Here is a 22,930-nt window from a genome sequence, read left to right on the forward strand (position 1 = left end):
AGGCGCTGTCCTTACTTACGTTGTGGTGTGGAACATGAGCAGGCCGTTCTGCCTGACAACTCTAACGCCTGGCAGATCGACCGCTCCCTGACCGTGCCAGTCGGTGATCAGGGCGGCGACGCCAAGCGTGTGGGCCCGCGTCAGCGAGACCCCGAACTCGGCGGAGACGATCAGCCGGATGATGCGCTGGCGGAGGGCCGCCGGGTCGGCGGCGAGACCGCGGACGTCGAGGGTGACTGAGCCGTCGTCGGCCTGGCTGACCAGCTCCTGCGCCCACTCCAGGGCGAGCCCGTCGAGCGCCTCGTCGTCTTCGCGAAGCTGCTCCGCCGTGCGGGCGAGCGCTTCGGCGATGCCCGGGCCGAGCTCGCGCTCGAGCACAGGGAGCACGGCCTTCCGCACGCGCACGCGCGTGTAGGAGGGGTCGTCGTTCTGCGGGTCTTCCCACGGCTCGAGCCCGCTGTCGGCGCAGAACGCCCGCGTCTCGCCGCGACGGAGACCGAGGAACGGCCGCAGCAGGCGGCCCGTGTCGGGCAGCATCCCCTGCAGGCTCGACGGGCCGGAGCCGCGGGCGAGACCGAGCAGCACCGTCTCGGCCTGGTCGTCGAGGGTGTGGGCGAGCAGGATGCGCTCGGCGCCGGTCGCGGCGCGCGCACGATCGAACGCGGCATGACGTGCGGCGCGGGCGGCGCCTTCCGGACCGCCGTGCGCGGCGACCTCCACGCGCTCGATCACGACGGGGTCGAGCCCGAGCCCCGCCGCCTGCTCAGCGGCCCGCTCGGCGACGCCATCCGAACCCGCCTGGAGGCCGTGGTCGACGATCACCGCGCCAGCACGGTAACCGGCGCGCGGCGCCTCGAACGCGGTCGCTGCGGCGAGAGCGAGCGAGTCCGCTCCCCCGCTGAGGCCGACGAGGAGCAGGGCACCCGGCGTCAAGGGAGCGGGACCAGCGGGCCCGTGGTCGTCGTGCTGGTCCGCCTGCGGGAGAGCGGTCGCGGCGCCGAGGGCCGCCCGGAGGGCGCGGCGGGCATCCGCGATCGGCGGGGTCAGGCGTGGACGGCGCTGGGGTCCTTCGGAACCGGTGAGGGGCACCTAGTAACGTTAGTGCCGAATCACGACCCACAAAGGAGCACCGGCATGGCCGAATACGACGTCGTCATCGAGATCCCCAAGGGGAGCCGCAACAAGTACGAGGTGGACCACGAGACCGGTCGCGTGTACCTCGACCGCGTGCTGTTCACGAGCTTCGTCTACCCGACGGACTACGGCTTCTTCGAGAACACCCTGGGCGACGACGGCGACCCGCTGGACGCGCTCGTGCTGCTCGAGTACCCGCTGTTCCCGGGCGTCGGAGTGAAGGTGCGCCCGGTCGGTGTGCTCAACATGAGCGACGAGGCCGGCGGCGACGCGAAGGTCATCGCCGTGCCGTACAAGGACCCGCGCTGGCAGCACATCCAGGATGTGAACGACATCCCGGAGCAGACCCGCAAGGAGATCGAGCACTTCTTCGCCCGCTATAAGGACCTCGAGCCGGGCAAATTCGTCAACATCGACGGCTGGGGCGACGCCGCCGAGGCCGACGGCCTCATCCAGAAGGCCATCGCGAAGCTCGCCGCCGAGGGTCACTGACCCCGGCGCTAGCCGCCGAGCACAGGAAAAATGCCCCCGATCGCGCTGATCGGGGGCATTTTTCCTGTGCTCGCGGGCTGGGTCAGGCGCTGGGCCGCGCGACGAGACGGTAGGGGGAGCCCCAGACGGACTGGACCTTGACGACGTCGCCCTCGGTGGGAGCGGCGATCATCATGCCGCCGCCGATGTAGATGCCGACATGGTAGAAGTCGCCCGGTCCGTCGCCCCAGAAGATCAGGTCGCCCGCCTGCTTGGCGCCGTAGGACACCAGCTGACCGCGGTTCGCGGCCGTGTAGTACTGGTTGTTGACGGAGTGCGAGCCGATGTAGACGCCGGCGTAGGCGTACGCCTTCATCGTCAGGCCGGAGCAGTCGTAACCGCGGGGACCCTCGCCGCCGAAGATGTACGGCTTGCCCAACTGGGCGCGCGCATACGCGATCGCGGTGTCGACGACGTTGCCGTTCGGCGCGGCGGGCGCCGCCGGGGCCGCCGGGGCCGCGCCGCCCCCGCCGGACGCGGGTGCCGGTGGCTGGTTCTCGGCGGCCGCCGCAGCCGCCGCAGCTGCGGCCGCTGCGGCTTCCGCCGCCTTACGCGCGGCCTCCTGAGCGGCACGCACCTGCTCCCCCTCTAGATACGCGGCCTCGGTCTGTGCCGACGTGTTCTTCAGCGTGGCCAGCTGCGCCACAAGCTCGGTCGACTTCTGCTGCTGCGCGGCCAGCGCGGACTGCGCCTTGGCCTGCGCGTCCTGAGCCGCCGCCAGCGCCTTGTCCGCCTCGTCGGCGAGAGCGACGCGCTCGGTCTTCGCTGCCTTAGCCTGGGCGGTGAGAGCATCCGCCGTGTTCTTGTCCTTCGTGGCCTGGTCGTAGACCGCCTTCGACTGCTCCGTCAGCTTGCTCATCGTACCCAGCTGGAAGAGCAGCTTGTCCGCATCCGAACCCGAACCGCCGCCCTTCAGCATGAGGTTGGTGGTGACGTCTCCGCCGCCGGACTTCGCCAGGTGGGAGGCGAGCAGACCGGCACGCATCTTGGAGGTCTTCGCCTTCTCGGCCGCGTCGGTCGCCTGCTTCTGGAGGTCGCTCGCCTTCGCGGTCGCCGCCTGCAGCGCATCCTTGGCCTGGAAGTACGCCTCAGCCGCCTTCTCGGACGCGACGCGCGCCGCATCCACACTCGACTGCAGCCCGGTGATGAGCTTCGTGATGTTGTCGATCATCGCCTGCTGGTTGGCGACGTTGTTCTTGGCCTGCTGCACGTCGTTCCAGGACGGGTAGTCGACCGCCTGCGCGGGGGCGACGATGCCGATGGATGCGGTGACCGCGCCCATCACACCGGCTCCGATGGCGAGACCCGGGCGGACCCGGCTGGTCTTCGCGTTCTCGTTAGCCAAGGGGTGCCTGCCGATCTCTCATGAAGGGGATGCCGTCGACCTTCGTGTCGTTGATGCGCACCTCGTAGTGGAGGTGGCAGCCGGTGGAGGCGCCGGTGGTGCCGACGCGTGCGATCGGCTGGCCGGCGCCGACATGCTGCCCGATGCCGACCAGGATGCCGCCGTTCCGGATGTGCGCGTAGCCGGTCTTGACGGCGCTGCCGTTGTCGAGGAGCACGAAGTTGCCGTAGGTGCCGTTGGGGCCGGCATAGATGACGGTGCCCTCGTGGGCCGCGTAGATGGGGGCGTTGCACGAGGCGCCGATGTCGATGCCGAGGTGGTAGGTGCTGCCGACGCCGCCGGGCGAGGGACGGGCGCCGAAGCCATCCGTGATCGGACCGGCTGCAGGAACCGCCCAGCCCTGCGGGCCCACATATCCACCGGGGAGCCCGCCCGAGCCGCGAGCAGCGGCGGCGGCCGCTGCGGCAGCGACGCCGGCCTGGTAGCCGGCCACCGTCTTCGCGGTGCTGTCCCGCAGCGCCGCGAGCTGCGCCTGCATGATCACGATCTGCTTCTGCTGCTCGGCCAGCTTCTCCTGCGCCGCCTTGGCAGCGGCGATGGCGGCCTGCATGGCGGCCTCCGCGGCCACCCGGAGCTTCTCGCGCTCGGCTTTGGCCACGTCGGCCTGTGCGGAGAGCGACTTGGCCGTATTCTGCGCGGCCTTGGCGTCGGTGTAAACCTGGTTGGACTGCTCCACCAGTTTCGACATGCTGCCCAGACCCGACAGCAGCTTGTCCGGGCTCGTCGTCGAGGCCTTGTTGCCGCTGAGGAACAGGTTCGCGGTCAGATTGCGGCCACCGGTCCGGTAGAGCTGGGCGGCCAGTTTGCCCGCCTGGGCGCTCGCGTCATCCGCCTTCTTCTGGCTGGCCGCGGCCTGCGACTCCAGGTCGAGCGCCCTCATGGTGGCGTTGTCGAGGGCCGTCTGCGCCGCCTCCAGCTCCTCTCCGCGCTTCACTGCAGCGGCCTGCGTCGAGGCGACCTCGCCCTTGAGTTGCGAGATGAGGCCGTTGATGCGGTCCACCTGGGCGTTGGCGGCGGACTCGTTGGCCTTGGCGTTCTGGACGTCCTGCCAGGACGGATAGTTCTCGGCGTACGCGGGGGCGGCGACCGACCCGACAATCGCCACCGCGGCGACGGCCAGACCGGCCAGGGCAGCACGGAGAGCGCCGCGCCGCGAACCACTCGGGGGCGTGGTCGGGGGTGCCGTTCGGCTGCTCATCTGGCGTCTCATCGTGTTATCGACCCGCTCGCTTCTGCATCCTCAGTGGTCACACACGTCACATGCGTCCCACGGTCAACATGCGCAACTTTAGCAACATGGCGTTTTCCGGCGCCCGAAATCGGCTTGGGAACGGTGATCGGGGGCGTGCGCTCGCACGGGCGGCCGGGGGGACCGCCTGGGCCGCAGACTACGGTGACTGGTCGCCCGGTGCCGGGATTTGGCGGTGGCGTTGCGAGAACCGAGAGGTGCTCATCCACCCCGACCCGCCCGGGATCCGAATCCGATTCGCAATCTCGTTCGGTCTTCCGTATGCTTGTCCGTCGGTGGTCATGGACAGCGCAAGCCGTTCGGGACGATCCGGCCCCATCGTTTAGCGGCCTAGGACACCGCCCTTTCACGGCGGCAGCACGGGTTCGAATCCCGTTGGGGTCACGTCCAACGGTCCACTAGTATCTACAAGCAGCACAATTCAAAAAGCACCACAATAAGGCCCTGTAGCGCAGTTGGTTAGCGTGCCGCCCTGTCACGGCGGAGGTCGCGGGTTCAAGTCCCGTCAGGGTCGCTCAGGCGACAAGCCCTTCCAATCGGAAGGGCTTCCGTCTAGGTGGACGCGCGAGTGTCCCCCGGCTCTGTAGCTCAGTTGGTAGAGCGTTCGACTGAAAATCGAAAGGTCACCGGATCGATGCCGGTCGGAGCCACCAGAGAAAGCCCCCGGTCCGTTGCGGAATCCGGGGGTTTTTGGTTGCCGAGGAGAAGCCCGAAAGACGCTTCAGCATCGAAACCACCGGTGTCTCAGTGGTCACACACCGTCGTGTGGCTTCGACGATGGAGTGGACGCGCGCCCGACTCACACGAACAACAGTGCGATCAACGCGATCAGCGGCGGCGTGGACTGGGCGATCGCCCCTCCGACACCCTTGCCGCGTTCCCGGCCCATGCCCATTCGGTCAGCGATGAAGAGCACGATGCCGGCAAGGAACAGCAGCCAGCAGAGGTAAGTCACGAGCGTTCGGCCGACAACCGCCTGACCCATCCACCAGGCGATGACGCCGATGACCAACCCGCAGCCGAGGAACAGGTTGTAGAAGCCGACGCCGAAGGCCCACAGCCGCACCGCCGCGACGTCCGCGGAGGGCACGCCGAAGATCGCGTTATGGATGGCCGGACGCTCCAGTAGCAGCGCCTCCCAGACGAACACCATGATGTGGATGGCGGCGGTGAGCAGTGCGAAGATCCAGACCACCGCGACCATGACGTCCCCTTCCGATGCTGAGGATGCTAAGACGAGCGCGGGCTGGGACCCCATCCCGCGATTCTGGGATTTTCGTCCGTTGGAACGGCTCTCATACTGGACGCATGTGGGAGGAACGCGCCCACCATGCGCGCCAGGAGATCCTGGCCCTCGCGGGCGACGGCAATAGCCTCAGCGAGTTGTACGAGCGCGCCATCGCGGTCATCGAGCGAACCGTGGGCGCCGAACTGATGTGCTGGGCTGCGCTTGACCCCGACACTCTGACGATCAGCACGATGATCAGCGGTGCGGTTCGGATCCCGCAGGAGTACGAGCCGCTTCTGGCGGACGCCGAGTACCGGGAGACGGAACCCCACACATTCGCTGGCCTGGCGCGGACGGGCCGGGTGGTCGCACGGCTCTCCGAGCTCTCCACCGCCGACCGCGACGCCAGCGCGCGCGCACGGACCGTGTGGCGCCCGCTCGGGCTCGACCAGGAGCTACGCACGCTGTTCACCGTCGACGGTACGTGCTGGGGAGCCGCCGGGATGGTGCGATCCGGCCAGGACTTCGACGAACGGGAGGTCGAGTTCCTCGCCGCCGTCGCGCCCGCCATCGCCTCCGCGTCTCGCGTCGCGGTGCGAACCGAGGCGGCCGCACGGCTACCCGGTGCGGCTCCTGCGATCGTCGTGTTGGGCCGAACCGGCGATCTGCGCACCGCGACGCCTGCTGTGCGGGAGTGGCGCCAACGCTTCGACGACATCGCACCCGCGCGGTTCGAACTGCTGCTTCACCTGATGTGGGTGGGCGCGCGGTCATCACCCTCGAGCGTGTTCCGTACGCGCGTTAGGGACGGCCGTGCGCGCTGGGCGGTGCTCGAGGCGAGCCCGTTGATCGGTGATGAGGAGGACCAGGTCGCCGTCCTCCTCTCGCCCGCCGCCGCAGATGACATGGGGACGCTGCTGCTGGCGGCATACGGATTGACACAGAGAGAGCGCGAGGTGTGCCGCGAGGTGATGCTCGGACTCTCGACCGCGGAGATCGGCCGCCGGCTGTTCATCTCGTCCTTCACGGTGCAAGACCACTTGAAGTCCGTATTCACGAAAGTCGGCGTCCACAGCAGGGGAGAGCTCGTCGAGAGGCTACGGCCGGCCGACTGAGTCAGGCCGGCGCCGGCCATGGCCGAGGATCTGCTCCTACACTCGGCTCATGCAGACGCATGACGTGGTCGTGATCGGTGCCGGGTTGGCCGGTCTGCGGTGTGCCGCCGAACTGGCGGCCCAAGGCCGTGAGGTGCTCGTGCTCGAGGCCGCGGATCGCGTCGGCGGGCGCCAGCGAACCGACCGCGTCGATGGCTTCACCCTCGACCGCGGATTCCATGTCTTGAACACCGCCTATCCGGCTGTCCGCTCAGCGGTGGACGTCCGCAGCCTCTCCGTCGCCGCGTTTCCGACCGCGGTTCGGGTGCGCCGCAAGGACGGTGCGATGGCGACCCTCGCGCATCCGCTCCGGCATCCGGGTCTGCTGCCGGCGACGCTCGCCAGTGGTTTGGTGAAACCGCGGGACCTCGCCGGACTCGTCCGGTGGGTCGGGCCGATCGCCCTGTGGCCTCGAACCGCGGTGGGTCGCTCCGACAGCACCATCGGCGAGGGCTGGGACGCAGCGGGCCTCACCGGAGCGCTGCGCACCGAGGTGCTGTCGCCGTTCTTCTCGGGAGTTCTCGCCGACTCGTCGGAATCGACGTCCGACACGTACGTGCGCCTTCTCGCCCGGTCGTTCCTCCCTGCAGCGGCCGGGCTGCCCCGAGAGGGCATCGCCGCGCTTCCGATGGCGCTTGCCTCACGCGCTCGAACGGCAGGGGCGGAGGTTCGCCTCAACCGCGCGGTGAACAGATTGCGGCGGCGGGACGGTCGCTGGGAGGTGGACGCGCTCGGAGAAGGAACGCTGCTCGCGCGCGACGTAGTCGTGGCGGTGGGCGCGGAGGCCCTCGAGGGGCTCGTGGACGAACCCGTCCCTCCCACCAGGGGATTGCAGACCTGGTGGTTCGCGACCGACGAGCCTCCGGGGTCCACCTTTCTGACGATCGACGCCTCCTGGGAAGGCCCGATCGTCAACGCGCTGGCGATCTCCGCAACCATCCCGGAGGCCGCGCCCCGAGGCCGCCACCTCGTACAGGCCACCTGCCTCTGGGCTCCCGGAAACGGGCCCGGCGAGAGCGACGTGCGCAGCCACCTGGTGCGGCTGTACGGCCAGGCCTCGGCGGCCTGGCAACTCCTCCGCCGCGACGACATACCGCACGCCCTCCCCGCATTACCCCCGCCGTTGCGACGCTCATCCCCTGCTCGCATCGGTCCCGGCCTGCATCTCGCCGGCGACCACCGCGAGTCGCCCTCGATTCAGGGGGCCCTGCACTCCGGCCTGCGGGCGGCGAGATCGGTGCTCAGCGCCGGTTAGGCCTGCACGGGGATGGCCACGTCTTCGGTGACGCTCCACAAGCCGAGTGGAGCCGTGGAAAGCACCGCTTCGATACCGGCCTGGCGAAACGCATGCCGTGTATCCGCCGGACCGTCCGCGAAGTGCGCCCACCCATCCTGGTGCGCCACGACGACGCGAGCTGCGGCGAGGACTTCGGCAGCGGCCGCGGCTCGCTCCGCGGTGAACGTCAGCGGGCGGTCGTCGAACTTCGTCGGCACATGCGCGGCTCCCGCGTTCAGGATTGCCACGTCGATGCGCGGGAATCGTCGCGCGATGTCCGCAACAGCCTTCAGGGAGGCGTTATCGCCTCCCACATAGACCGTTGGCGAGTCTCGCGCTTCCATGACGAATCCGCTCACCTCGCAGTTCACGTAACCCTCCGGCCCCACGTCGTCAGCCGGCCCGTGGAGAGCCGGCGTCGCGGTGATCCGCACTCCAGATGGATGAGAGAACCGCTCCCAGGGGACGAGACCCCGTGCCCGTGGTCCCAATTCGGATGCGCTGGTCGGGGTGGTGAGCACCAACGGTGACGAGAGCGCCAGCCGGCGCCCGCTGGTGTCGAGGTTGTCGGGGTGTTGCGAGTGACTCACGAGTACCAGGTCGATCGGTCCGAGTGCTGCGGCCGGGATCGCCGGCCCGGCCGTCTTGCGCAGGTAGCCGTAGTCGGTGGGCGGATCGAAGGTGGGGTCCACGAGGATCCGGAGCCCGTGGATATCGATCACCGTCGTCGGCCCGCCGATCACGCCGACTCCGAAGGCCCTCCGCTCGCGGTTGATCTCCGTCATACAGTCCTCTCCAGCCGGTACCCGGCAGCACGGAGCGTCTCCGCCATGTGCTGCGCGTACCACTCCGGCCACTGCTCGTCGTAGACACCGCCGAGGTCCTGCTTCTCGTGGATGCCATGGGCCTCCGCGGCCTGGCGAAGGTGGTCGAGAATCACGGTGACCGTGTCGTCCGTCTCCGGTTCACCTGTCGCGGCGCTCATCGTCCCGGCAGCCGCTTCTTGCTTCTTCGATGTCGTAGACCGTCAGCTGGAGCCCTTGAGCGGATTCCGCAGGGGCGTCCGTCAGTCCCGTGCCGAAGATGATCAACGCCTCCGACTCGGGAGGCGTGAACTGCACCACCCGATAGTTTCATATACATCTCATTCCGCCTTCCGCTGAGAACGGGGGCCCGCCGAGCGAGACTCAGCCTAGAAGCGGGCCGGATAACGGGTCAACCGATCGTCATCGCCAGGCCGAATATCGGTCCGTCGGGCCGCCCTTCAGTACTCGGCTGAGTATTGTTCTGCAACTCAGCGCGTGATCCAACCAGGGAATAGATCGGCGTGCATGGAGTTGAATGACACGTCAATTACTTGATTGACACGTCAATCATTGGGATCAGAAAGGTCCTTCGACATGCAATTCGGAATCTTCTCTGTCGGCGATATCGCGCCCGACCCCACCACCGGTCACACGCAGAGCGAGGCAGAGCGCATCAGCAACATCGCCCGTATCGCGGTGAGGGCCGACGAGGTCGGACTCGACGTCTTCGCACTCGGCGAGCACCACAATCCCCCATTCGTTCCCTCCTCCCCCACCACCTTGCTCGGCTACATCGCGGCACTCACTCAGCAGATCACTCTGAGCACGGCCGTCACTTTGATCACCACCAACGACCCCGTCAAAATCGCGGAAGACTACGCGATGCTGCAGCACGTGGCGGGTGGACGCCTCGACCTGATGATCGGCCGCGGCAACACGGTTCCGGTGTACCCCTGGTTCGGCAAGGACATCCGCGAAGGTGTGGCGCTCGCGCTCGAGAATTACAACCTGCTGCATCGCCTGTGGCGTGAGGACGTCGTGGACTGGGAGGGCCGGTTCCGCACCCCGCTCCAAGGCTTCACCTCCACTCCGCGGCCGCTGGACGATGTACCGCCTTTTGTCTGGCACGGCTCGATCCGCACACCCGAGATCGCCGAGCAAGCCGCGTTCTACGGCAACGGATACTTCGCCAACAATGTGCTCGCACCCAACCTGCACTTCAAGCCGCTCGTCGACTTCTATCGTGAGCGATTCGAACACTACGGTCACGGCACGAAAGAGCAGGCGATCGTCGGCCTCGGCGGCCAGGCGTTCATCGCCAAGCGCTCCCAAGACGCCTGGACGCGATTCCGCCCGTACTTCGAGAACTATCCGCTGTTCCGGGGCAGCTCCCTCGACGACTTCGTCTCCCGCACCCCGCTCAGCGTCGGCAGCCCTCAGGAAGTCATCGACAAGACGCTGACTTTCCAGGAGGGCTTCGGGGACTACCAGCGGCAGCTGTTCGCGCTCGACGGTCTGGCGTTGCCTCTCGACGTCGCGCTCGAACAGGTAGAACTCCTGGGCACAGAGGTGGTACCCGTCCTGCGGAAGGAGATGGCCGCGCGGCGATCCGCTGACGCGGCTGCAGCGCCGACTCACGCCGATCTCGTCCGGAGCAAGTACGGGGACTCGGAGCCGCGTCAACCGCGCCCGAACCCCAACCGCGGAGACAACCTCTCCGGCACATCGCCCTACCAGGACAGCGACCCCGCAACGGAAGCCCGCTTCCCGCTATCCGTCTGACCGTAAGGAGCACCATCATGAACACCCAGCAGGCCGGCCTTCGCGACAGCGTCACGCGGCCCCCCGTGCAACTCGTCATTCTCAGCGCCGGCGTGAGCGATCCGTCATCGACCCGGCTCCTGGCTGACCGGATCGCTCAGAAAAGCGCCGACCTCCTGAGGCGGTCCGGAAGGGACGCCAAGATCGCGGTCATCGAGCTCGGCGCGACAGCGGTCGATGTCGCTCAGGCGATCGTGTCCGGATTCCCGAACGAGCGCCTTCAGCAGGTGATCCAGCTTCTGGCCGGCGCGGACGCCGTCATCGTGAGCACGCCGGTCTACAAGGCCGGAATCAGCGGACTGCTCAAGTCGTTCGCGGACGTGCTGGACAATGACCTGCTCATCGCCAAGCCCGTCGTCCTCGCCGCCTCGGCCGGCACCGCACGTCACGCCATGGTGGTCGATGACCACATGCGTCCGCTGTTCGCCTTCCTGCGGGCTCTGCCCGTGCCGACCTCCGTTTTCGCGGCACCTGAGGACTGGGGTTCTCCTGCGCTGAGCACACGCATCACGCGCGCAGCAACGGAACTCGTCGGCCTCCTTGCGAGCAAGGTGACCGAGACGATCACAGACGGCGCGTGGGCCGACTACAAGCACCAGTTCTCGGGGAACGCCACCCTGGCTGAGAGGACCGCCTCAGACGTCGACTTCAGCACCGACCTGATGCGTCTCGCTGCAGGCGGACAGAGCGGGAGGGCCCAACCGGTCCAGGTCGAGGGCTGAGATGTCGGACACCCAGTCGGTAACCGAGGAGCTTCTCAACCTGTGCGACGAAGGGCCCGCCAGCGACGAATTCGTTCGTGGCTTGCTCACGAGGGTGGGTGACAAGTGGTCCATCCTCACTCTTCGGACACTGGGCGAAGGGCCGCGACGTTTCACTGAGCTGCAGCACGCCATACCGGGGATATCGCATCGGATGATGTCGGTGACTCTGCGGGCGCTGGTCGTCGACGGACTGGTACACCGGGAATCCTTCGATGAGATGCCGCCTCGAGTGGAGTACTCCGTGACTCCGCTCGGCGAGACACTCCTGCGTCCGATGCTGACGCTGGTCGCCTGGGCGAACGACCACAGCGATGAAATCCAGCGCAATCGATCTCAGGCGACAGGGAGGCTGTGACCGCGACATCCGTCGGGGTCACAGCCTCCGTCGCTACGAGGAGCGCGCTCAGATCGTCACCAAGCGGTTGCGCCACCATCGACTGCGTAGTTCGCGCCCGTGATGTATGAAGCGCGATCGGAAGCGAGGAACGCCGCCAACTCCACGATCTCCTCTGGTCGAGCGAAACGCTTGAGCAGAGTCTTGCTCGTTATAGCGTCTCGAGCGATCTGGTCGTCGCCGAGGTCGCGATCGCTGGCCGGGGTCAGCACGGGTCCGGGGCTGATGGCCACCGCACGGATTCCGTGGGGCGCTCCTTCGAGCGCCATCTGACGGGTCATTCCGATGACGCCCGCATTAGCAGCAGTGTGCCCCACCATCGGCGGGAACTGTCCGCCGATCATCCCGGCCTCCGACGCGACGTTCAGGACCACGCCGCCACCGCGTGCAACCAAGTGGCGCCAGGCGTACTTCGTGACGAAGAACGGAATGTCCAGTTCGCCGGCAATCGTCTTCCGCCAGTGCTCGACCGAAAAGTCGGACATCGGGCCGAAGTACTGGATCGCGGCGTTGTTGTAGACGACATCGAGTCCGCCGTAGGCAGCGACAGCGCCGTCGACGAGCCTTGCGGCTTCTTCCGGGTCCGTCAGGTCGATCGGCGCAATGCCGGTGATCTCCCCGCCGGCACGGCGCACGATGTCGACGGTCTCCTCATTGGCTGCCGCATTGATGTCCGATCCGACCACCTTGGCGCCTTCGCGTGCAAAAATACTCGCGGCGACGCGGCCCTGGCCGCCGGCAGTACCGGTGATCAGGACGATCTTTCCGTCGAGAATGCCCATAATCGTTTCTCCTTACTGTTTCGTCCGAGGGCCTTCTTGTCAGCTGGCGAGGGAGCTCGTCGAAGCGCGATGTTGCGCGAGCGCCACCGACCAGCCCTCGAGCTGTGCGAAGAGGTTGCTCAGGGCGTCGTCATGCTGCGGTCCCGGAGCGAAGTCCACGAAGTTCTCGTAGTCGGTGAACAGCGACAACGCGACCTGCGATCGCACCGTGGCCATCTGCAGCTCGGCCGCGATCAACCGGAGGTGCTCCACGGCACGAGTGCCACCTACGCTCCCGTAGCTGACGAAGCCTGCCGCCTTGTTGTTCCACTCGGCGTAGATGTAGTCGAGCGCATTCTTGAGGACGCCGGATGTCGAGTGGTTGTACTCCGGTGTGACGAAGATGTATCCGTCGTACTGCGCAATCTTCGCGGCCCAGTTCCTCGTGTGCTCGTTGGCGTACTGTCCCATCGCCGGCGGGATGACCTCGTCGAGGTGGGGCAGGGGGAAGTCGACTAGGTCGACGAGGTCGTAGCTCACGCCGGGGCGTTCCGAAGCCGCTTGCTGCACCCAGCGAGCAATCTCTTCGCCTTTACGACCGGGTCGGGTGCTGCCGATGATGATGGCTATCGAAGTCATATTCTTCTCTCGGTTGTGGCATCGACTCAACGGAGTTCCGTGAGTCACTGGGCCACAACGAGCTGATCAGCGCAGCATTCCGGCGGTTCCATACGCACTATTAAGTGCGTGGATACGCACTTTCAAGTGCGGTCGCAGCCGCTGACCTAGTCGGCCCAGTCGACGGAGGTGAACATCGCGCCCGAGTCGGTGAACGAGCTGATCGACCCTTTGACGTTCGCTTCAATCGCACCCGTCGAGGTGATGTCGCCCGTCTCGCCGGTTGCCGGGATCGTGTAGTCGGCGTGGAACGTGACCTCCCCGGGCGTCGACGTCGTCACGGGCCAGCATCCACCCGCGCTCACATCCGCCGTGGTGGGGACCCGGCATCCGAAGTCCCAGGCGCCGATGGCGAGCGTCGGCCGTGATTGCACCTGCCAGGACGAGTTCGTCCACACTTCGCCCGGGTCGGCGCCGGACGTCAGGGAGAAGGAGCATCGCGCCGGGTGGAAGGACGGATCGGCCACGCACGTGTCGAACCAGGCGTTCGCTGCAGCGACCGCGGCGTCCTTGCCCTTCGGAGTCAGTGTCGCCGGCACCTGGAACCGATCGGACTGGCCGAAACCAGCGACGGAGACCGCGGCCTCCGGCAGTGTGAACCACGGCGACGGGGATGCGACGGCAAGGGGATATGTACCCGGGAACGCGTGGATGTGCAGCACCGCGCCTTTCCACCCGAGCGGAACCCCGGAAAGAGTCGCGTCGATTCGCCCCGGCGCGCCCAGAGTGATGTCCACCGTCGTGAGTTCCACAGGCCGGAGCTTCCAGGTGTCCAGGCCCAGCAGACTGACCGGACTACTCCGCTTTCGCAGTTCGAACCTCGCTGTCGTCGAACCGCTCTTCTGCTGGATGCGCACGTCGACCGTCGACCCGGTGCCGACCGTGCGTGTGTTGAGGATGCGGAAACCGGTCATCCGGTCCGTCGCATGGCTGTAGGCCTTGTCGGTGAGGAGAACCTCCGACGGCTTCGAGGCGCGCCCCTCCATCCGCAACGCGGCCGAGATGTCACCGCGCTCCACGTTCGACAGGTAGGCCGAGACGACCGCCGACGGCTGAGAGGCCTCGCGGGCGCTGAAGAAGAGCACCACCACCGTGGCGCCCAGGCCCAGGCAGAGCGCCGTCGCGAATGCCCCGATCGCAATCCACAACCGAGTGCGCGTCGTCATACTGATCCCCCTGAGCGAAGTAGTGCGAGCCACAGCATAGCGATGGGTCGCGGGTCCGCTCACACGTCGCGGGCGAAGAGGTCCTCCCAGGTCTCGCGCCGGATCACGGCCCTCGCCTCACCGTCGTGCATGAAGACGACGGGTGGGCGCCGGTAGCCGTTGTAGTTGTTCGCCATAGTGTGCGTGTACGCACCGGTGGCGGGCACGGCGAGAAGGTCCCCAACCCGCGCTGCGGGCAGCCGCAGCGGGTCCACGAGCACGTCGCCGGACTCGCAGTGCCGGCCGACCACCACGACGTCTTCGGAATCCTCGTCCTGCATGCGGCCGGCGAGGACGGCCTCGTACCGCTGGTCGTACATCGCCGCCTCCAGGTTGTCGCCCATGCCGCCGTCGACGGCGACGAAGTTCCGGGCGTCTCGCTTGACGGTCGTGACCGTGTAGAGGGTGAACGCGGACCCGTTGACCATGCTGCGTCCGGGTTCGATGATGAGCTCGGCATCGGTTGGCAAGTGCTCGTTTGCGGCTGCGAGCAGTGCGTCGACGTACACGTCCACGGACGCCGGCCGGTCCTCGTAGGTATATCGTGCGCCGAGACCGCCGCCCAGGTCGTAGACCGGGAAGGTGCCCAGCGCTGCCAGCGGCGCCACGGCCGCGGCGAGCTCCGCCGGGTCCATGATCTGCGATCCGACGTGAGCGTGGACCCCGCGCATGTCGAGCGACGGGCTGGCCTCGATCCGGGCGATGAGGCGGCGAGCGGCCCCGGCGGTCAGCCCGAACTTCGACCCTTTCTGCCCGGTCTGCACGTGCGGGTGCGTGGACGACGCGACCTCGGGGACGACGCGGACCAGAACGCTCTGGACGCGCCCGGGAGCGACGAGTTGCTCCAGTCGGTCGACGTCGTCCTCGTTGTCCACGACGACGAGGCCGATCCCGGCCTCGACGGCGATCCGCAGTTCCTCGGTGGTCTTGGCATTGCCGTGCATGACGACGAGCGCAGGGTCCACCCCCGCGCGGAGCGCGCTGAGCAGCTCGCCGCCGCCCGCGACGTCCAGACCGAGCCCCTCCTCCACCATCACCCGCTGCACGGCGGTCGCCGGGAAGGCCTTCGACGCGAAGACCACCCGCGCGTTCGGCCGTCGCGAGGTGAGGGCGCTGCGGTACTCGCGCGCACGCGCCCGGAGGGAGCCCTCGTCCACGATGATCGCGGGCGTCCCGAAGTCACGCGCCAGGTCGTCGACCCGGCAGCCGGCGACCACCAGGGTCCCGTCGGGGTCGACGGCCGACCCGGCCGGGAAGAGGTCGAGGATGGGATGCGCCATGGCTGGTCCTTCTGTCGATCAGGCGATGACGGTGACGCCGTGCGGGACGACGACGACCGGAACGGGCGAGTGGCGGACGATCTTGGCGGCGTGGGAGCCGAGGAACACGCGTGCGATCGGGCCGAGTGTGCTCGATCCGACGACCAGCAGCTCGTCCGGCTCCCATGCCACGTCTGCCATGGCCGACTCCCAGGTCTCGCCGATCCCGATGGCGACGCCCGAGACGGCGGGAGCATCCTCCAGCTCCGACACCCGGCGCACCAGCGAAGCCGCGTGCTTCTCGACGTCGGCGGCCCACGTGTCGGCGATGGCGGTCTCGGCGTCTAGTCCGGCGCCCGAGGTCCCAGAATCGGGCGGCACGACCGCGAAGGAGGCGATTCGCAGCCGGGCGCCCAGTGACGCGGACAGTGCAGCGGCGCCGAGAACGAGGCCGGCTGACGCGCCGGTTCCCCGGTAGGCGGCCGTGACCCGGCTGACGCGGGAGCCGCCCGCCGTGCGATAGCCCCGCGGCGCGACCGCCACGGGAACGGGTGACGCGTGGAGGAGGGTGTCGCTCTCCGCGCCGAGCGCGATGCGCCCAGGCTCCGCTTCCGCCGCCGAGCCCACGACGATCAGCGTTGCCTTCCGATCCTCGGCGATGCCGATCAGACCGCGCCGGGCCGACGGAGCCTCGTACACGAGGTACTCCGCAGCGACCGATGCGCCGAGCACCGCCGCAGCATGGTCGAGCGCGCTGTTCGCGTTGTCCCTGGTGTAGTCGCGCCACTCCGCGTCCGCGCCTCCTGCCGTCGCCGGCCACGCGGACGGGACGACAGCGGCGACGACCAGCTCGGTGCCGGAGGAGCGGGCGAGCATCGCGGCCAGGTGCAGCGCGGATGCGGAACGGTGCGCGGGGTCCACCCCGACGACGATGCTCATTTCCGGCCCGCCCGGCGGCGCTGCGCGGCTTCGCGGATCTCGCTCTTGCTGGGCTGCGCGAAGTTGCTCGTGTACGGAACCTCCGCATCCACGACCCCCGGCCCGACCTGGAGTTTGGAGTGCGTGCGGCCATAGAACCAGTAGAAGACGAGGAACGCGGCCGTCCAGATGACGAATACGACGATCGTGATCAGCCTCAGCTGCGTGATGATCGCGATGCAGCCCACGATCGACAGGATGGGGATGGTCCAGCCGAGCGGGAGGCGGAACCCGCGCTCCAGCTCCGGCTCCCTAACCCGGAGGAGGATGACGCCCAGTGACACGACGAGGAAGGCAACAAGGGTCCCGATGCTCGTCATCTCGGCGAGGAAGTCGATCGGGATGACAGCGGCCAGAATGCTGGTGGCGACCATCACGATCAGGGTGTTCTGCACCGGCGTCATCGAGCGCGGATTGACCTTCGCGAACACCGGCGGGATCATCCCGTCGCGCGACATGGCGAAGAGGATGCGGGTCTGCCCGTACAAGACGACCAGCGTCACCGAGAAGATCGAGATGATCGCGCCGATCGCCACGATCGTTCCCGGCCACGCCGAACCGATGATGTTCTGCAGGATTGCGGCGAGTCCGGCATCCTGGTCCGCGAACTTGTCCGGAGCCTGCGCACCCAGGGCCGCGACGCTCGTGAGGACGTACAGCACCACGATGATGATCAGCGCGAACATGATCGCGAGCGGGAGGTTGCGCTTCGGGTTCTTCGCCTCCTCCCCCGCTGTCGACACGGAATCGAGGCCGACGAACGAGAAGAAGATGATTCCAGCGCCGCCGACGATGCCCGCGAACCCGGCCGGCGCGAAGTTGTGGAAGTGGTCGGTGTTCCAACCCGTGAACGCGATGGCGCAGAAGAACAGCACGACGGCGATCTTGACGACCACCATGATGCTGTTGACCGTGGTCGACTCCCGCGCGCCACGGAGCAGCAGCAGCGAGCACAGCACGATGACGATCACCGCGGGGATGTTGACGATGCCGCCCTGCTCCGGCGCCTGGGAGAGCTGCACCGGCAGCTGCCAGCCGAGGACGTTCTGCAGCAGCTGGTTGACGTACTGGGACCATCCGACCGCGACGGCCGCCGTCGAGACGCCGTACTCCAGCAGGAGGCAGGCTCCGACAGCCATCGCCGTGCCTTCGCCGAGCGTCGCGTACGCGTAGGAGTACGTCGAACCGGATGCCGGCACCGCCCCCGCCATCTCGGCGTAGCAGAGGGCCGTGAGCCCGGCGACGACGCCGCCGATGACGAACGACCAGATCACGCCGGGCCCGGCGACAGGAACCGCCTGGGACAGGATGAAGAAGATCCCCGTGCCGAGGGTCCCTCCCACGCCGATCATGGTCAGCGAGAAGAGGCCGATGCTGCGCCTCAGGTGCACCTCTTCGGCGGCCCCGGTGGCCGTCGTGGGCTTTCTGCGCAGCAATTGCTGAGCGATGGTGGGCATACCAGTCTCCTTTGAGTGGTGGGGGTCAGGATCCTGCGGCGCCTCAGTCCAGGCGAGTCACCCGGAACCGCTCGACCCGTGGATCGACGGCTCCGCGCACGTAGCCGGACGGAGAGGCGGCGACCGCTTGGAGGAAGGCCACAGTCTGGGCCGTGATCTCCTCGCCGGGGATGAGGTTCGGGATTCCCGGCGGGTAGGCGGCGAGGGTATCGGCGGAGGTGCGGCCGACGGCGTCGGCCGCCGGCATGAGCTCGGTGTCGGCGAAGAAGGCGTCGCGCGGCAGCAGGCGCAACGCTCCGGCCGCGGGCAGGGCAGGGAACCCGTGGGCGGCCGCCTGGGACCGCTCGGAGCGCGCCTCCTCCGAGTCGGCCGCTGCTGCGAGTGCCCGGTGGGCGCGCGCGACATCCGGTGTCTTGCCCGCACCGATCAGTGCGACGAGGGAGGTGGCGGTCGACATCTCGAAGAAGATCCCGTCGACGTCGACGAGCCGCTGTCGGAACCAGTGACCGCTGAGCCCGGTGTTCGACACGTCGATCGCGACGCGCAGCGGATCGACGGCGACGATGTCGTCGAAGGCGTCGAAACCGTCGCTGAGCACGCCGAACCGCGGATCGCCGCGCAGGGCGTCGCGGAGCGCGTCCGCGACCGCGATCGACCGTCCGATCAGTTCCGCGCCGGTCGCGAGCGAGTGCCGGGCGATGTCGAGCGAGGCCAGCAGCAGCGCGGACGTCGAGGTGGAGGCGGTGATCGAGACGGCGCGTTCGACGAGCGGCTCAAGGGCGTCGGCGAACGGGCCGTGGCCCAGGTGCAGCATCGCGGACTGGGTGAGCGAGCCTCCCATCTTATGAGTGCTCGAGACCACGAGATCCGCGCCGAGCCGGGCGGGTGACTCGGGCAGGTCGTGGTGGAACCCGAAGTGCGGTCCCCACGCGCCGTCGACGATCAGCGGCGCGCCGTGGGCGTGTGCCACCCGGGCGAGGCCGGCGACGTCGGCGACGGCGCCGAAGTAGCTCGGCGAGACGATGTAGACCGCGTTCGCCGGGCACCCCGTGCCCGCTGCGGCGGTCAGCGCGTCGTCGAGCGCAGCGGGCGACACGCCGTGCGCCACGCCGTGGTCGGCGTCGATGGAGGGAAGCACGAACGAGGGCGCCAGGCCCGCCCAGAGGACGCCGTCGCTGAAGCTCGAGTGTGCGCTGCGCTGCGACAGGATGTTCACGCCGAGCCCGCGAGCGGCCAGCGCGGCGATCCGGTTGGCCTGGGAGGCACCGCCGGTGAGGAACCAGGTGCGCCGGGCACCCCACGCCTCGGCCGCGAGTTGCAGGGAACGGCTCAGCGGCGAATCCTCCCCGAGGTCGATGTCATCGATCAGCATCGGGACGTCGAGCGCCAACGGGCGCGGGCCGAAGAATTCGGCCAGCCGTGCGCTCAGACCGAGCTCGTCGCCTCCGTGCCCCGGGACCATCAGCGCGAGCGGCCCGCGGGCGGCGTGACGCTCCAGGGCGTCGGCGTACGGCGTCTCCCACTGTCCGACGTCGGCCGCGGGCGGTAGCGGACGCGAGCGGTCGATCGCGGAGGAGCCTGTGGGGACCATCCCTCCATCGTGCGGGTCTGGCTCCCCAGCCGGAATACCCAGAACTTCGCCCTGCCCACATAGACTGTATGTGGCTCAGCGCTCGACGCATCTGCCGTCGACATAAGGACAGGGGCATCCATGGCCGATCTGCGGCAGTTCGAGGCGCTCAGAGCCGTCCACGCGGAAGGTTCCGTGACCGCCGCCGCCCGACGACTGGGATGGGGTCAGCCGACGGTCGACTACCACCTCAAGAACCTGGAGCGACTGGTCGGCTCCCCCGTTCTCGCGCGCTCCCCGCGGGGCAGCAAGCTGACGCCCGTCGGCGTGCTCCTCCTGGAGCGGGCGCGGGAGATCCTGACCCTGAGCGAGCGGGCGATCCGGGATGCGCGCGAGTTCAGTCAACTGGGGCGCGTGCGGCTCCGCTTCGGGACCTTCGCGACCGCAGCTGCGAGCATCCTGCCGTTCGTCGCCTCTCGCGTCGGCGACCTCGGCATAGAGATCGACGCGCTTCTGGCGGAAGTCCCAGAGCTCGTCGACGGAATCAACCGCGGAGCGCTCGACGCCGCACTCGTCTACACCGTCCCGGGTTACGACCTGCCGTTCCGTCCGAACGTGGTCGCCACGGAGGTTCACCGCGATCCGCTGATGCTCGCTCTGCCGGTAGGGCATCCGCTCGCGTCCCGCTCGTCCGTCGACCTGCCGGCCCTGCTGTCGCTGCGGGACGAGCGCTGGGTCTTCGCCACGACCGCGGACGACCCAATGGACCGCATCGTCGTCGACGCGTTCGCGGCGGAGGGGCACGACCTCGACGTCGCGATCAGGACCGACGAATTCCAGGTGCTGCTCGGGATGACCGCCGCGCGCATGGTCGTCGGACTCATCCCGAGTCTCGCCACCAGCGCCGCGCATCCCGGAATCGTCCTGCGCCCGATCAACGACCCCTCGTTCGTCCGCTCGATCCTCGTGGCGACGTCGGCGGAGGACGCCTCGCGCCGTCCCTCACCGGCCGTCCGGCAACTCGTCACTGCGATCCGGGACGCGTTCGCGGCGGTTCGGGAGGACACGTGAGCTGGGCCACAGGACCACCCGCGAAACATGGCCGTCCCCCCTTCCCATCGGGGCTATTCCGCCTACGGTTCGTTCGGTAGCGGGGCGACGCCTGGATGGGGATGAGCGAGCGCCAGCCTCTTTCGTCATCGATTGATGGAGGAAGAACATGAAAGCAGTGGTGTATGACGGTCCGCGTGATGTCAGCGTCAAGGATGTCCCGGACGCCCGAATAGAGCGGCCGACGGATGTCCTGGTGCAGATCACCTCGACCAACATCTGCGGATCGGATCTGCACATGTACGAGGGCCGGACCGACTTCGAGACCGGCCGATGGTTCGGCCACGAGAACCTGGGTCGGGTCGTCGAGGTCGGTGACGGCGTCGACAAGGTGCAGGTGGGCGAGTACGTCGTCGTGCCGTTCAACGTGGCGTGCGGGCATTGCAAGAACTGCGAGCGCGGACTCACGAATTATTGTCTGACCGCGCAGCCCGAGAAGGAGTGGGCGGGAGCCGCGTACGGGTTCGCCGATATGGGCCCGTGGGCCGGCGGTCAGGCCGACCTGTTGCGGGTGCCCTGGGGCGACTTCAACTGCCTGCGGCTGGGTGAGGACGCGCAGGAGAAGCAGTCGGACTACGTGATGCTGGCCGACATCTTCCCGACGGGGTACCACGCCACCGAGATGGCTCATGTACTGCCCGGCGACCAGACCGTCATCTACGGTGCTGGACCCGTCGGCTGCATGGCGGCCTATTCGGCCATCCTTAAAGGTGCGAGCAAGGTGATGGTCGTCGACCGCCACCCCGACCGGCTGAAGCTGATAGAGGAGATCGGTGCGATCCCGATCGATGACTCCAAGGTCGACCCCGTCGAAGCAGTCAACGAGATGACCATGGGGCTCGGAGCGGACAACGGCTGCGAGTGCGTCGGCTACCAGGCGCACGACGTCGAGGGGCACGAACACCCCAACATGACACTCAACAGGCTGGTCCAGTCCGTCCGGTTCACTGGCACCATCGGTGTGGTCGGGGTTTACATCCCGGAGGACCCGGGAGCCTCCGACGAGCTCGCAAAGCAGGGCGAAGTCGCGTTCGACTTCGGGCAATTCTGGTTCCGCGGACAGACCATGGGCAGCGGGCAGGCACCGGTGAAGAAGTACAACCGGCGGCTGCGCGACCTCATCGCCGGCGGCAAGGCCACCCCGTCCTGGATCGTCAGCCACGAGCTGTCACTGGATGAGGCGCCCGACGCCTACGAGCACTTCGACAACCGCGACGACGGCTGGACGAAGGTCATCCTCCACCCGGCAGGGGCCTCCGCCTGAGAGCGGCACGGCGGCCGACGGCGCCCGGCACGCCCCGGGTGCCGTGGTCGACCGGCCCGCCTCAGGAGCACCCATGTCCGACCGCATCCTGTCTGCTCGCCGTGCGCACGGATGACGCGATCGTCGCAGCCTGCCTCGTCAGCATCGCCGCCGTCGCCGTTTCGGTGATCCAGTCGAGCAACCGGCACGGCGATCCGGTCTCGATCGCCCTGGTCATCCTCGGCGTGCTCGGGACGATGGTGGCCTGGGCACTCGTGAACACGGTGTACGCCTTCAAATATGCCCGCATGTACTTCGTCGACCACCACGGGAGCGGCTTCGACTTCAACCAGGACTCCTCGCCCACGTACAGCGACTTCGCCTACCTCGCCTTCACCATCGGGATGTCGTATGGCGTCTCCGAGGTCGAACCGAACACCACCGGAACGCGCCGAAAAGCCCTCATGCACGCGCTCCTGTCCTACTTCTTCGGGACGGTGCTGATCGCGGTTGCCATCAACCTCGTGACGAGCCTCGGAGGTCAGGGCTGAGCAGTCGCGCGGCGAGGGCGAGCAGCCGGTGACCGAACGTTGTCGGGCGTGGTGGTGCCGGCGCCGCCGAGACGTCCGTCCGGCGCGCGGCCCCCGGCAGGAATTCGACGAATCCACACTGGGGGCAACTGGACAAGTGTTGGTGGACGGCAAGACCGACGCCGTAGTACGGGTTACGGCTGACGCGCATGCGGGTGAGGCAGCGCGGGCACCATCGCGGGCGCGTCACCTGATTCGGCTCGATCATCGTGGTCCAACGGCTTCGGGTGGGCGAGCAGGTCGCGGGGACCGCGGTGGCCCTTCCCCACCCGAAGGGGAGGGCCACCACGTCAGGGTCGGACACGTCGACCGTGTAA

The 22,930-nt window shown here is 68.0% G+C and carries 23 protein-coding genes and 3 tRNA genes; 12 read left to right on the forward strand and 14 right to left on the reverse strand.

The features are described 5' to 3' along the window. Positions 1–15 precede the first annotated feature (15 nt). Complete coding sequence (gene tilS / locus AB4Y74_RS13865; protein ID WP_441799642.1) at positions 16–1,089, reverse strand: tRNA lysidine(34) synthetase TilS; 1,074 nt, start codon at positions 1,087–1,089, stop codon at positions 16–18. 45 nt (positions 1,090–1,134) lie between these two features. Here tilS and AB4Y74_RS13870 point away from each other — a divergent pair, with 45 nt between their 5' ends. Then, the gene (locus tag AB4Y74_RS13870; RefSeq protein ID WP_441799643.1) at positions 1,135–1,626 is read left to right on the forward strand and encodes an inorganic diphosphatase; all 492 of its coding nucleotides are present in this window, start codon (positions 1,135–1,137) and stop codon (positions 1,624–1,626) included. Positions 1,627–1,708: 82 nt separating this feature from the next. Here the strand turns inward: AB4Y74_RS13870 and AB4Y74_RS13875 are convergent, their stop codons facing one another. Both AB4Y74_RS13875 and AB4Y74_RS13880 read right to left on the reverse strand, forming a co-directional pair. Then, on the reverse strand, positions 1,709–3,010 hold the full coding sequence (locus tag AB4Y74_RS13875) for an NlpC/P60 family protein (RefSeq protein WP_441799644.1): 1,302 nt from the start codon (positions 3,008–3,010) through the stop codon (positions 1,709–1,711). Then, positions 3,003–4,268 carry a peptidoglycan DD-metalloendopeptidase family protein gene (locus AB4Y74_RS13880; protein WP_441799645.1) on the reverse strand — a complete coding sequence of 422 codons (1,266 nt, stop codon included), beginning with the start codon at positions 4,266–4,268 and terminating at the stop codon, positions 3,003–3,005. Before AB4Y74_RS13880 ends, AB4Y74_RS13875 begins: the two co-directional genes overlap by 8 nt. Positions 4,269–4,630: 362 nt before the next feature. Here AB4Y74_RS13880 and AB4Y74_RS13885 point away from each other — a divergent pair. The 3 genes from AB4Y74_RS13885 (at position 4,631) to AB4Y74_RS13895 (ending at position 4,972) form a co-directional block, all read left to right on the forward strand. Further along, positions 4,631–4,703: transfer RNA gene (locus AB4Y74_RS13885), tRNA-Glu, on the forward strand. 56 nt (positions 4,704–4,759) lie between these two features. After that, positions 4,760–4,833 (forward strand) — tRNA-Asp (locus AB4Y74_RS13890). Between the two features lie 63 nt (positions 4,834–4,896). After that, positions 4,897–4,972: transfer RNA gene (locus AB4Y74_RS13895), tRNA-Phe, on the forward strand. Between the two features lie 146 nt (positions 4,973–5,118). Here the strand turns inward: AB4Y74_RS13895 and AB4Y74_RS13900 are convergent. After that, the gene (locus AB4Y74_RS13900; RefSeq protein ID WP_441799646.1) at positions 5,119–5,523 is read right to left on the reverse strand and encodes a DUF1304 domain-containing protein; all 405 of its coding nucleotides are present in this window, start codon (positions 5,521–5,523) and stop codon (positions 5,119–5,121) included. 104 nt (positions 5,524–5,627) lie between these two features. On the opposite strand from AB4Y74_RS13900, the gene AB4Y74_RS13905 reads away from it, so the two are divergent. Beyond that, positions 5,628–6,662, forward strand: coding sequence for a response regulator transcription factor (locus tag AB4Y74_RS13905; protein ID WP_441799647.1), 1,035 nt, complete (start codon positions 5,628–5,630; stop codon positions 6,660–6,662). Between the two features lie 49 nt (positions 6,663–6,711). Continuing rightward, positions 6,712–7,956 carry an FAD-dependent oxidoreductase gene (locus AB4Y74_RS13910; protein WP_441799648.1) on the forward strand — a complete coding sequence of 415 codons (1,245 nt, stop codon included), beginning with the start codon at positions 6,712–6,714 and terminating at the stop codon, positions 7,954–7,956. Here AB4Y74_RS13910 and AB4Y74_RS13915 read toward each other — a convergent pair. The 3 genes from AB4Y74_RS13915 to AB4Y74_RS13925 are packed head-to-tail and all read right to left on the reverse strand — an operon-like array spanning position 7,953 to position 9,098. Continuing rightward, complete coding sequence (locus tag AB4Y74_RS13915) at positions 7,953–8,762, reverse strand: MBL fold metallo-hydrolase (RefSeq protein ID WP_441799649.1); 810 nt, start codon at positions 8,760–8,762, stop codon at positions 7,953–7,955. The two genes, AB4Y74_RS13910 and AB4Y74_RS13915, sit on opposite strands and share 4 nt — an antisense overlap. Continuing rightward, the gene (locus AB4Y74_RS13920; RefSeq protein ID WP_441799650.1) at positions 8,759–8,962 is read right to left on the reverse strand and encodes a hypothetical protein; all 204 of its coding nucleotides are present in this window, start codon (positions 8,960–8,962) and stop codon (positions 8,759–8,761) included. Before AB4Y74_RS13920 ends, AB4Y74_RS13915 begins: the two co-directional genes overlap by 4 nt. Then, entirely contained in the window at positions 8,943–9,098 is a 156-nt protein-coding gene (locus AB4Y74_RS13925) for a hypothetical protein (protein WP_441799651.1), read from the reverse strand. The genes AB4Y74_RS13920 and AB4Y74_RS13925 overlap by 20 nt, the downstream gene beginning before the upstream one ends. Before the next feature lie 279 nt (positions 9,099–9,377). Between AB4Y74_RS13925 and AB4Y74_RS13930 the strand changes: the two genes are divergently transcribed. The 3 genes from AB4Y74_RS13930 to AB4Y74_RS13940 are packed head-to-tail and all read left to right on the forward strand — an operon-like array spanning position 9,378 to position 11,723. Further along, positions 9,378–10,565: a CE1758 family FMN-dependent luciferase-like monooxygenase gene (locus AB4Y74_RS13930; RefSeq protein ID WP_441799652.1), complete on the forward strand. Its 1,188-nt coding sequence runs from the start codon at positions 9,378–9,380 to the stop codon at positions 10,563–10,565. Between the two features lie 17 nt (positions 10,566–10,582). Next, a complete protein-coding gene (locus tag AB4Y74_RS13935) occupies positions 10,583–11,326 on the forward strand; it encodes a CE1759 family FMN reductase (RefSeq protein ID WP_441799653.1) in 744 nt (247 codons plus the stop codon). Between the two features lies 1 nt (position 11,327). Then, positions 11,328–11,723 carry a winged helix-turn-helix transcriptional regulator gene (locus AB4Y74_RS13940; protein WP_441799654.1) on the forward strand — a complete coding sequence of 132 codons (396 nt, stop codon included), beginning with the start codon at positions 11,328–11,330 and terminating at the stop codon, positions 11,721–11,723. A gap of 56 nt (positions 11,724–11,779) precedes the next feature. Here the strand turns inward: AB4Y74_RS13940 and AB4Y74_RS13945 are convergent, their stop codons facing one another. The 7 genes from AB4Y74_RS13945 to AB4Y74_RS13975 form a co-directional block, all read right to left on the reverse strand. Next, positions 11,780–12,544: an SDR family NAD(P)-dependent oxidoreductase gene (locus AB4Y74_RS13945; protein ID WP_441799655.1), complete on the reverse strand. Its 765-nt coding sequence runs from the start codon at positions 12,542–12,544 to the stop codon at positions 11,780–11,782. Positions 12,545–12,583: 39 nt separating this feature from the next. Further along, positions 12,584–13,162 (reverse strand): NADPH-dependent FMN reductase, encoded by a 579-nt coding sequence (locus AB4Y74_RS13950; protein ID WP_441799656.1) that lies wholly within the window; start codon positions 13,160–13,162, stop codon positions 12,584–12,586. Between the two features lie 146 nt (positions 13,163–13,308). Beyond that, entirely contained in the window at positions 13,309–14,367 is a 1,059-nt protein-coding gene (locus tag AB4Y74_RS13955) for a hypothetical protein (protein WP_441799657.1), read from the reverse strand. 59 nt (positions 14,368–14,426) lie between these two features. Further along, a complete protein-coding gene (gene lysA, locus AB4Y74_RS13960) occupies positions 14,427–15,686 on the reverse strand; it encodes a diaminopimelate decarboxylase (RefSeq protein ID WP_441799658.1) in 1,260 nt (419 codons plus the stop codon). Positions 15,687–15,704: 18 nt separating this feature from the next. Continuing rightward, positions 15,705–16,604, reverse strand: coding sequence for a universal stress protein (locus tag AB4Y74_RS13965; protein WP_441799659.1), 900 nt, complete (start codon positions 16,602–16,604; stop codon positions 15,705–15,707). Next, positions 16,601–18,100 carry an amino acid permease gene (locus AB4Y74_RS13970; protein WP_441799660.1) on the reverse strand — a complete coding sequence of 500 codons (1,500 nt, stop codon included), beginning with the start codon at positions 18,098–18,100 and terminating at the stop codon, positions 16,601–16,603. The genes AB4Y74_RS13965 and AB4Y74_RS13970 overlap by 4 nt, the downstream gene beginning before the upstream one ends. 43 nt (positions 18,101–18,143) lie before the next feature. Further along, positions 18,144–19,691, reverse strand: coding sequence for an aminotransferase class I/II-fold pyridoxal phosphate-dependent enzyme (locus AB4Y74_RS13975; protein ID WP_441799661.1), 1,548 nt, complete (start codon positions 19,689–19,691; stop codon positions 18,144–18,146). A 120-nt stretch (positions 19,692–19,811) separates the two neighbouring features. On the opposite strand from AB4Y74_RS13975, the gene AB4Y74_RS13980 reads away from it, so the two are divergent. From AB4Y74_RS13980 to AB4Y74_RS13990, 3 genes are all read left to right on the forward strand, one after another. Next, complete coding sequence (locus AB4Y74_RS13980) at positions 19,812–20,741, forward strand: LysR family transcriptional regulator (RefSeq protein WP_441799662.1); 930 nt, start codon at positions 19,812–19,814, stop codon at positions 20,739–20,741. A 148-nt stretch (positions 20,742–20,889) separates the two neighbouring features. Further along, positions 20,890–22,044, forward strand: coding sequence for a glutathione-independent formaldehyde dehydrogenase (locus AB4Y74_RS13985; protein ID WP_441799663.1), 1,155 nt, complete (start codon positions 20,890–20,892; stop codon positions 22,042–22,044). 101 nt (positions 22,045–22,145) lie between these two features. Then, positions 22,146–22,574: a DUF1345 domain-containing protein gene (locus tag AB4Y74_RS13990; RefSeq protein WP_441799664.1), complete on the forward strand. Its 429-nt coding sequence runs from the start codon at positions 22,146–22,148 to the stop codon at positions 22,572–22,574. Positions 22,575–22,930: the final 356 nt, after the last annotated feature.

Source organism: Leifsonia sp. RAF41, from assembly GCF_052114085.1.
Taxonomy (GTDB): Bacteria; Actinomycetota; Actinomycetes; order Actinomycetales; family Microbacteriaceae; genus Leifsonia.

What these genes read in the sequence shown, in the direction of transcription:
- AB4Y74_RS13915 (WP_441799649.1), bottom strand. Translation starts at nt 8,762, where the DNA reads ATGACGGAGATCAACCGCGAGCGGAGGGCCTTCGGAGTCGGCGTGATC.
- AB4Y74_RS13950 (WP_441799656.1), bottom strand. Translation starts at nt 13,162, where the DNA reads ATGACTTCGATAGCCATCATCATCGGCAGCACCCGACCCGGTCGTAAA.
- AB4Y74_RS13920 (WP_441799650.1), bottom strand. Translation starts at nt 8,962, where the DNA reads ATGAGCGCCGCGACAGGTGAACCGGAGACGGACGACACGGTCACCGTG.
- AB4Y74_RS13935 (WP_441799653.1), top strand. Translation starts at nt 10,583, where the DNA reads ATGAACACCCAGCAGGCCGGCCTTCGCGACAGCGTCACGCGGCCCCCC.
- AB4Y74_RS13975 (WP_441799661.1), bottom strand. Translation starts at nt 19,691, where the DNA reads ATGGTCCCCACAGGCTCCTCCGCGATCGACCGCTCGCGTCCGCTACCG.
- AB4Y74_RS13955 (WP_441799657.1), bottom strand. Translation starts at nt 14,367, where the DNA reads ATGACGACGCGCACTCGGTTGTGGATTGCGATCGGGGCATTCGCGACG.
- AB4Y74_RS13965 (WP_441799659.1), bottom strand. Translation starts at nt 16,604, where the DNA reads ATGAGCATCGTCGTCGGGGTGGACCCCGCGCACCGTTCCGCATCCGCG.
- AB4Y74_RS13880 (WP_441799645.1), bottom strand. Translation starts at nt 4,268, where the DNA reads ATGAGCAGCCGAACGGCACCCCCGACCACGCCCCCGAGTGGTTCGCGG.
- AB4Y74_RS13900 (WP_441799646.1), bottom strand. Translation starts at nt 5,523, where the DNA reads ATGGTCGCGGTGGTCTGGATCTTCGCACTGCTCACCGCCGCCATCCAC.
- AB4Y74_RS13930 (WP_441799652.1), top strand. Translation starts at nt 9,378, where the DNA reads ATGCAATTCGGAATCTTCTCTGTCGGCGATATCGCGCCCGACCCCACC.
- lysA (WP_441799658.1), bottom strand. Translation starts at nt 15,686, where the DNA reads ATGGCGCATCCCATCCTCGACCTCTTCCCGGCCGGGTCGGCCGTCGAC.
- AB4Y74_RS13980 (WP_441799662.1), top strand. Translation starts at nt 19,812, where the DNA reads ATGGCCGATCTGCGGCAGTTCGAGGCGCTCAGAGCCGTCCACGCGGAA.
- AB4Y74_RS13945 (WP_441799655.1), bottom strand. Translation starts at nt 12,544, where the DNA reads ATGGGCATTCTCGACGGAAAGATCGTCCTGATCACCGGTACTGCCGGC.
- AB4Y74_RS13985 (WP_441799663.1), top strand. Translation starts at nt 20,890, where the DNA reads ATGAAAGCAGTGGTGTATGACGGTCCGCGTGATGTCAGCGTCAAGGAT.
- AB4Y74_RS13910 (WP_441799648.1), top strand. Translation starts at nt 6,712, where the DNA reads ATGCAGACGCATGACGTGGTCGTGATCGGTGCCGGGTTGGCCGGTCTG.
- AB4Y74_RS13905 (WP_441799647.1), top strand. Translation starts at nt 5,628, where the DNA reads ATGTGGGAGGAACGCGCCCACCATGCGCGCCAGGAGATCCTGGCCCTC.
- AB4Y74_RS13940 (WP_441799654.1), top strand. Translation starts at nt 11,328, where the DNA reads ATGTCGGACACCCAGTCGGTAACCGAGGAGCTTCTCAACCTGTGCGAC.
- AB4Y74_RS13870 (WP_441799643.1), top strand. Translation starts at nt 1,135, where the DNA reads ATGGCCGAATACGACGTCGTCATCGAGATCCCCAAGGGGAGCCGCAAC.
- AB4Y74_RS13970 (WP_441799660.1), bottom strand. Translation starts at nt 18,100, where the DNA reads ATGCCCACCATCGCTCAGCAATTGCTGCGCAGAAAGCCCACGACGGCC.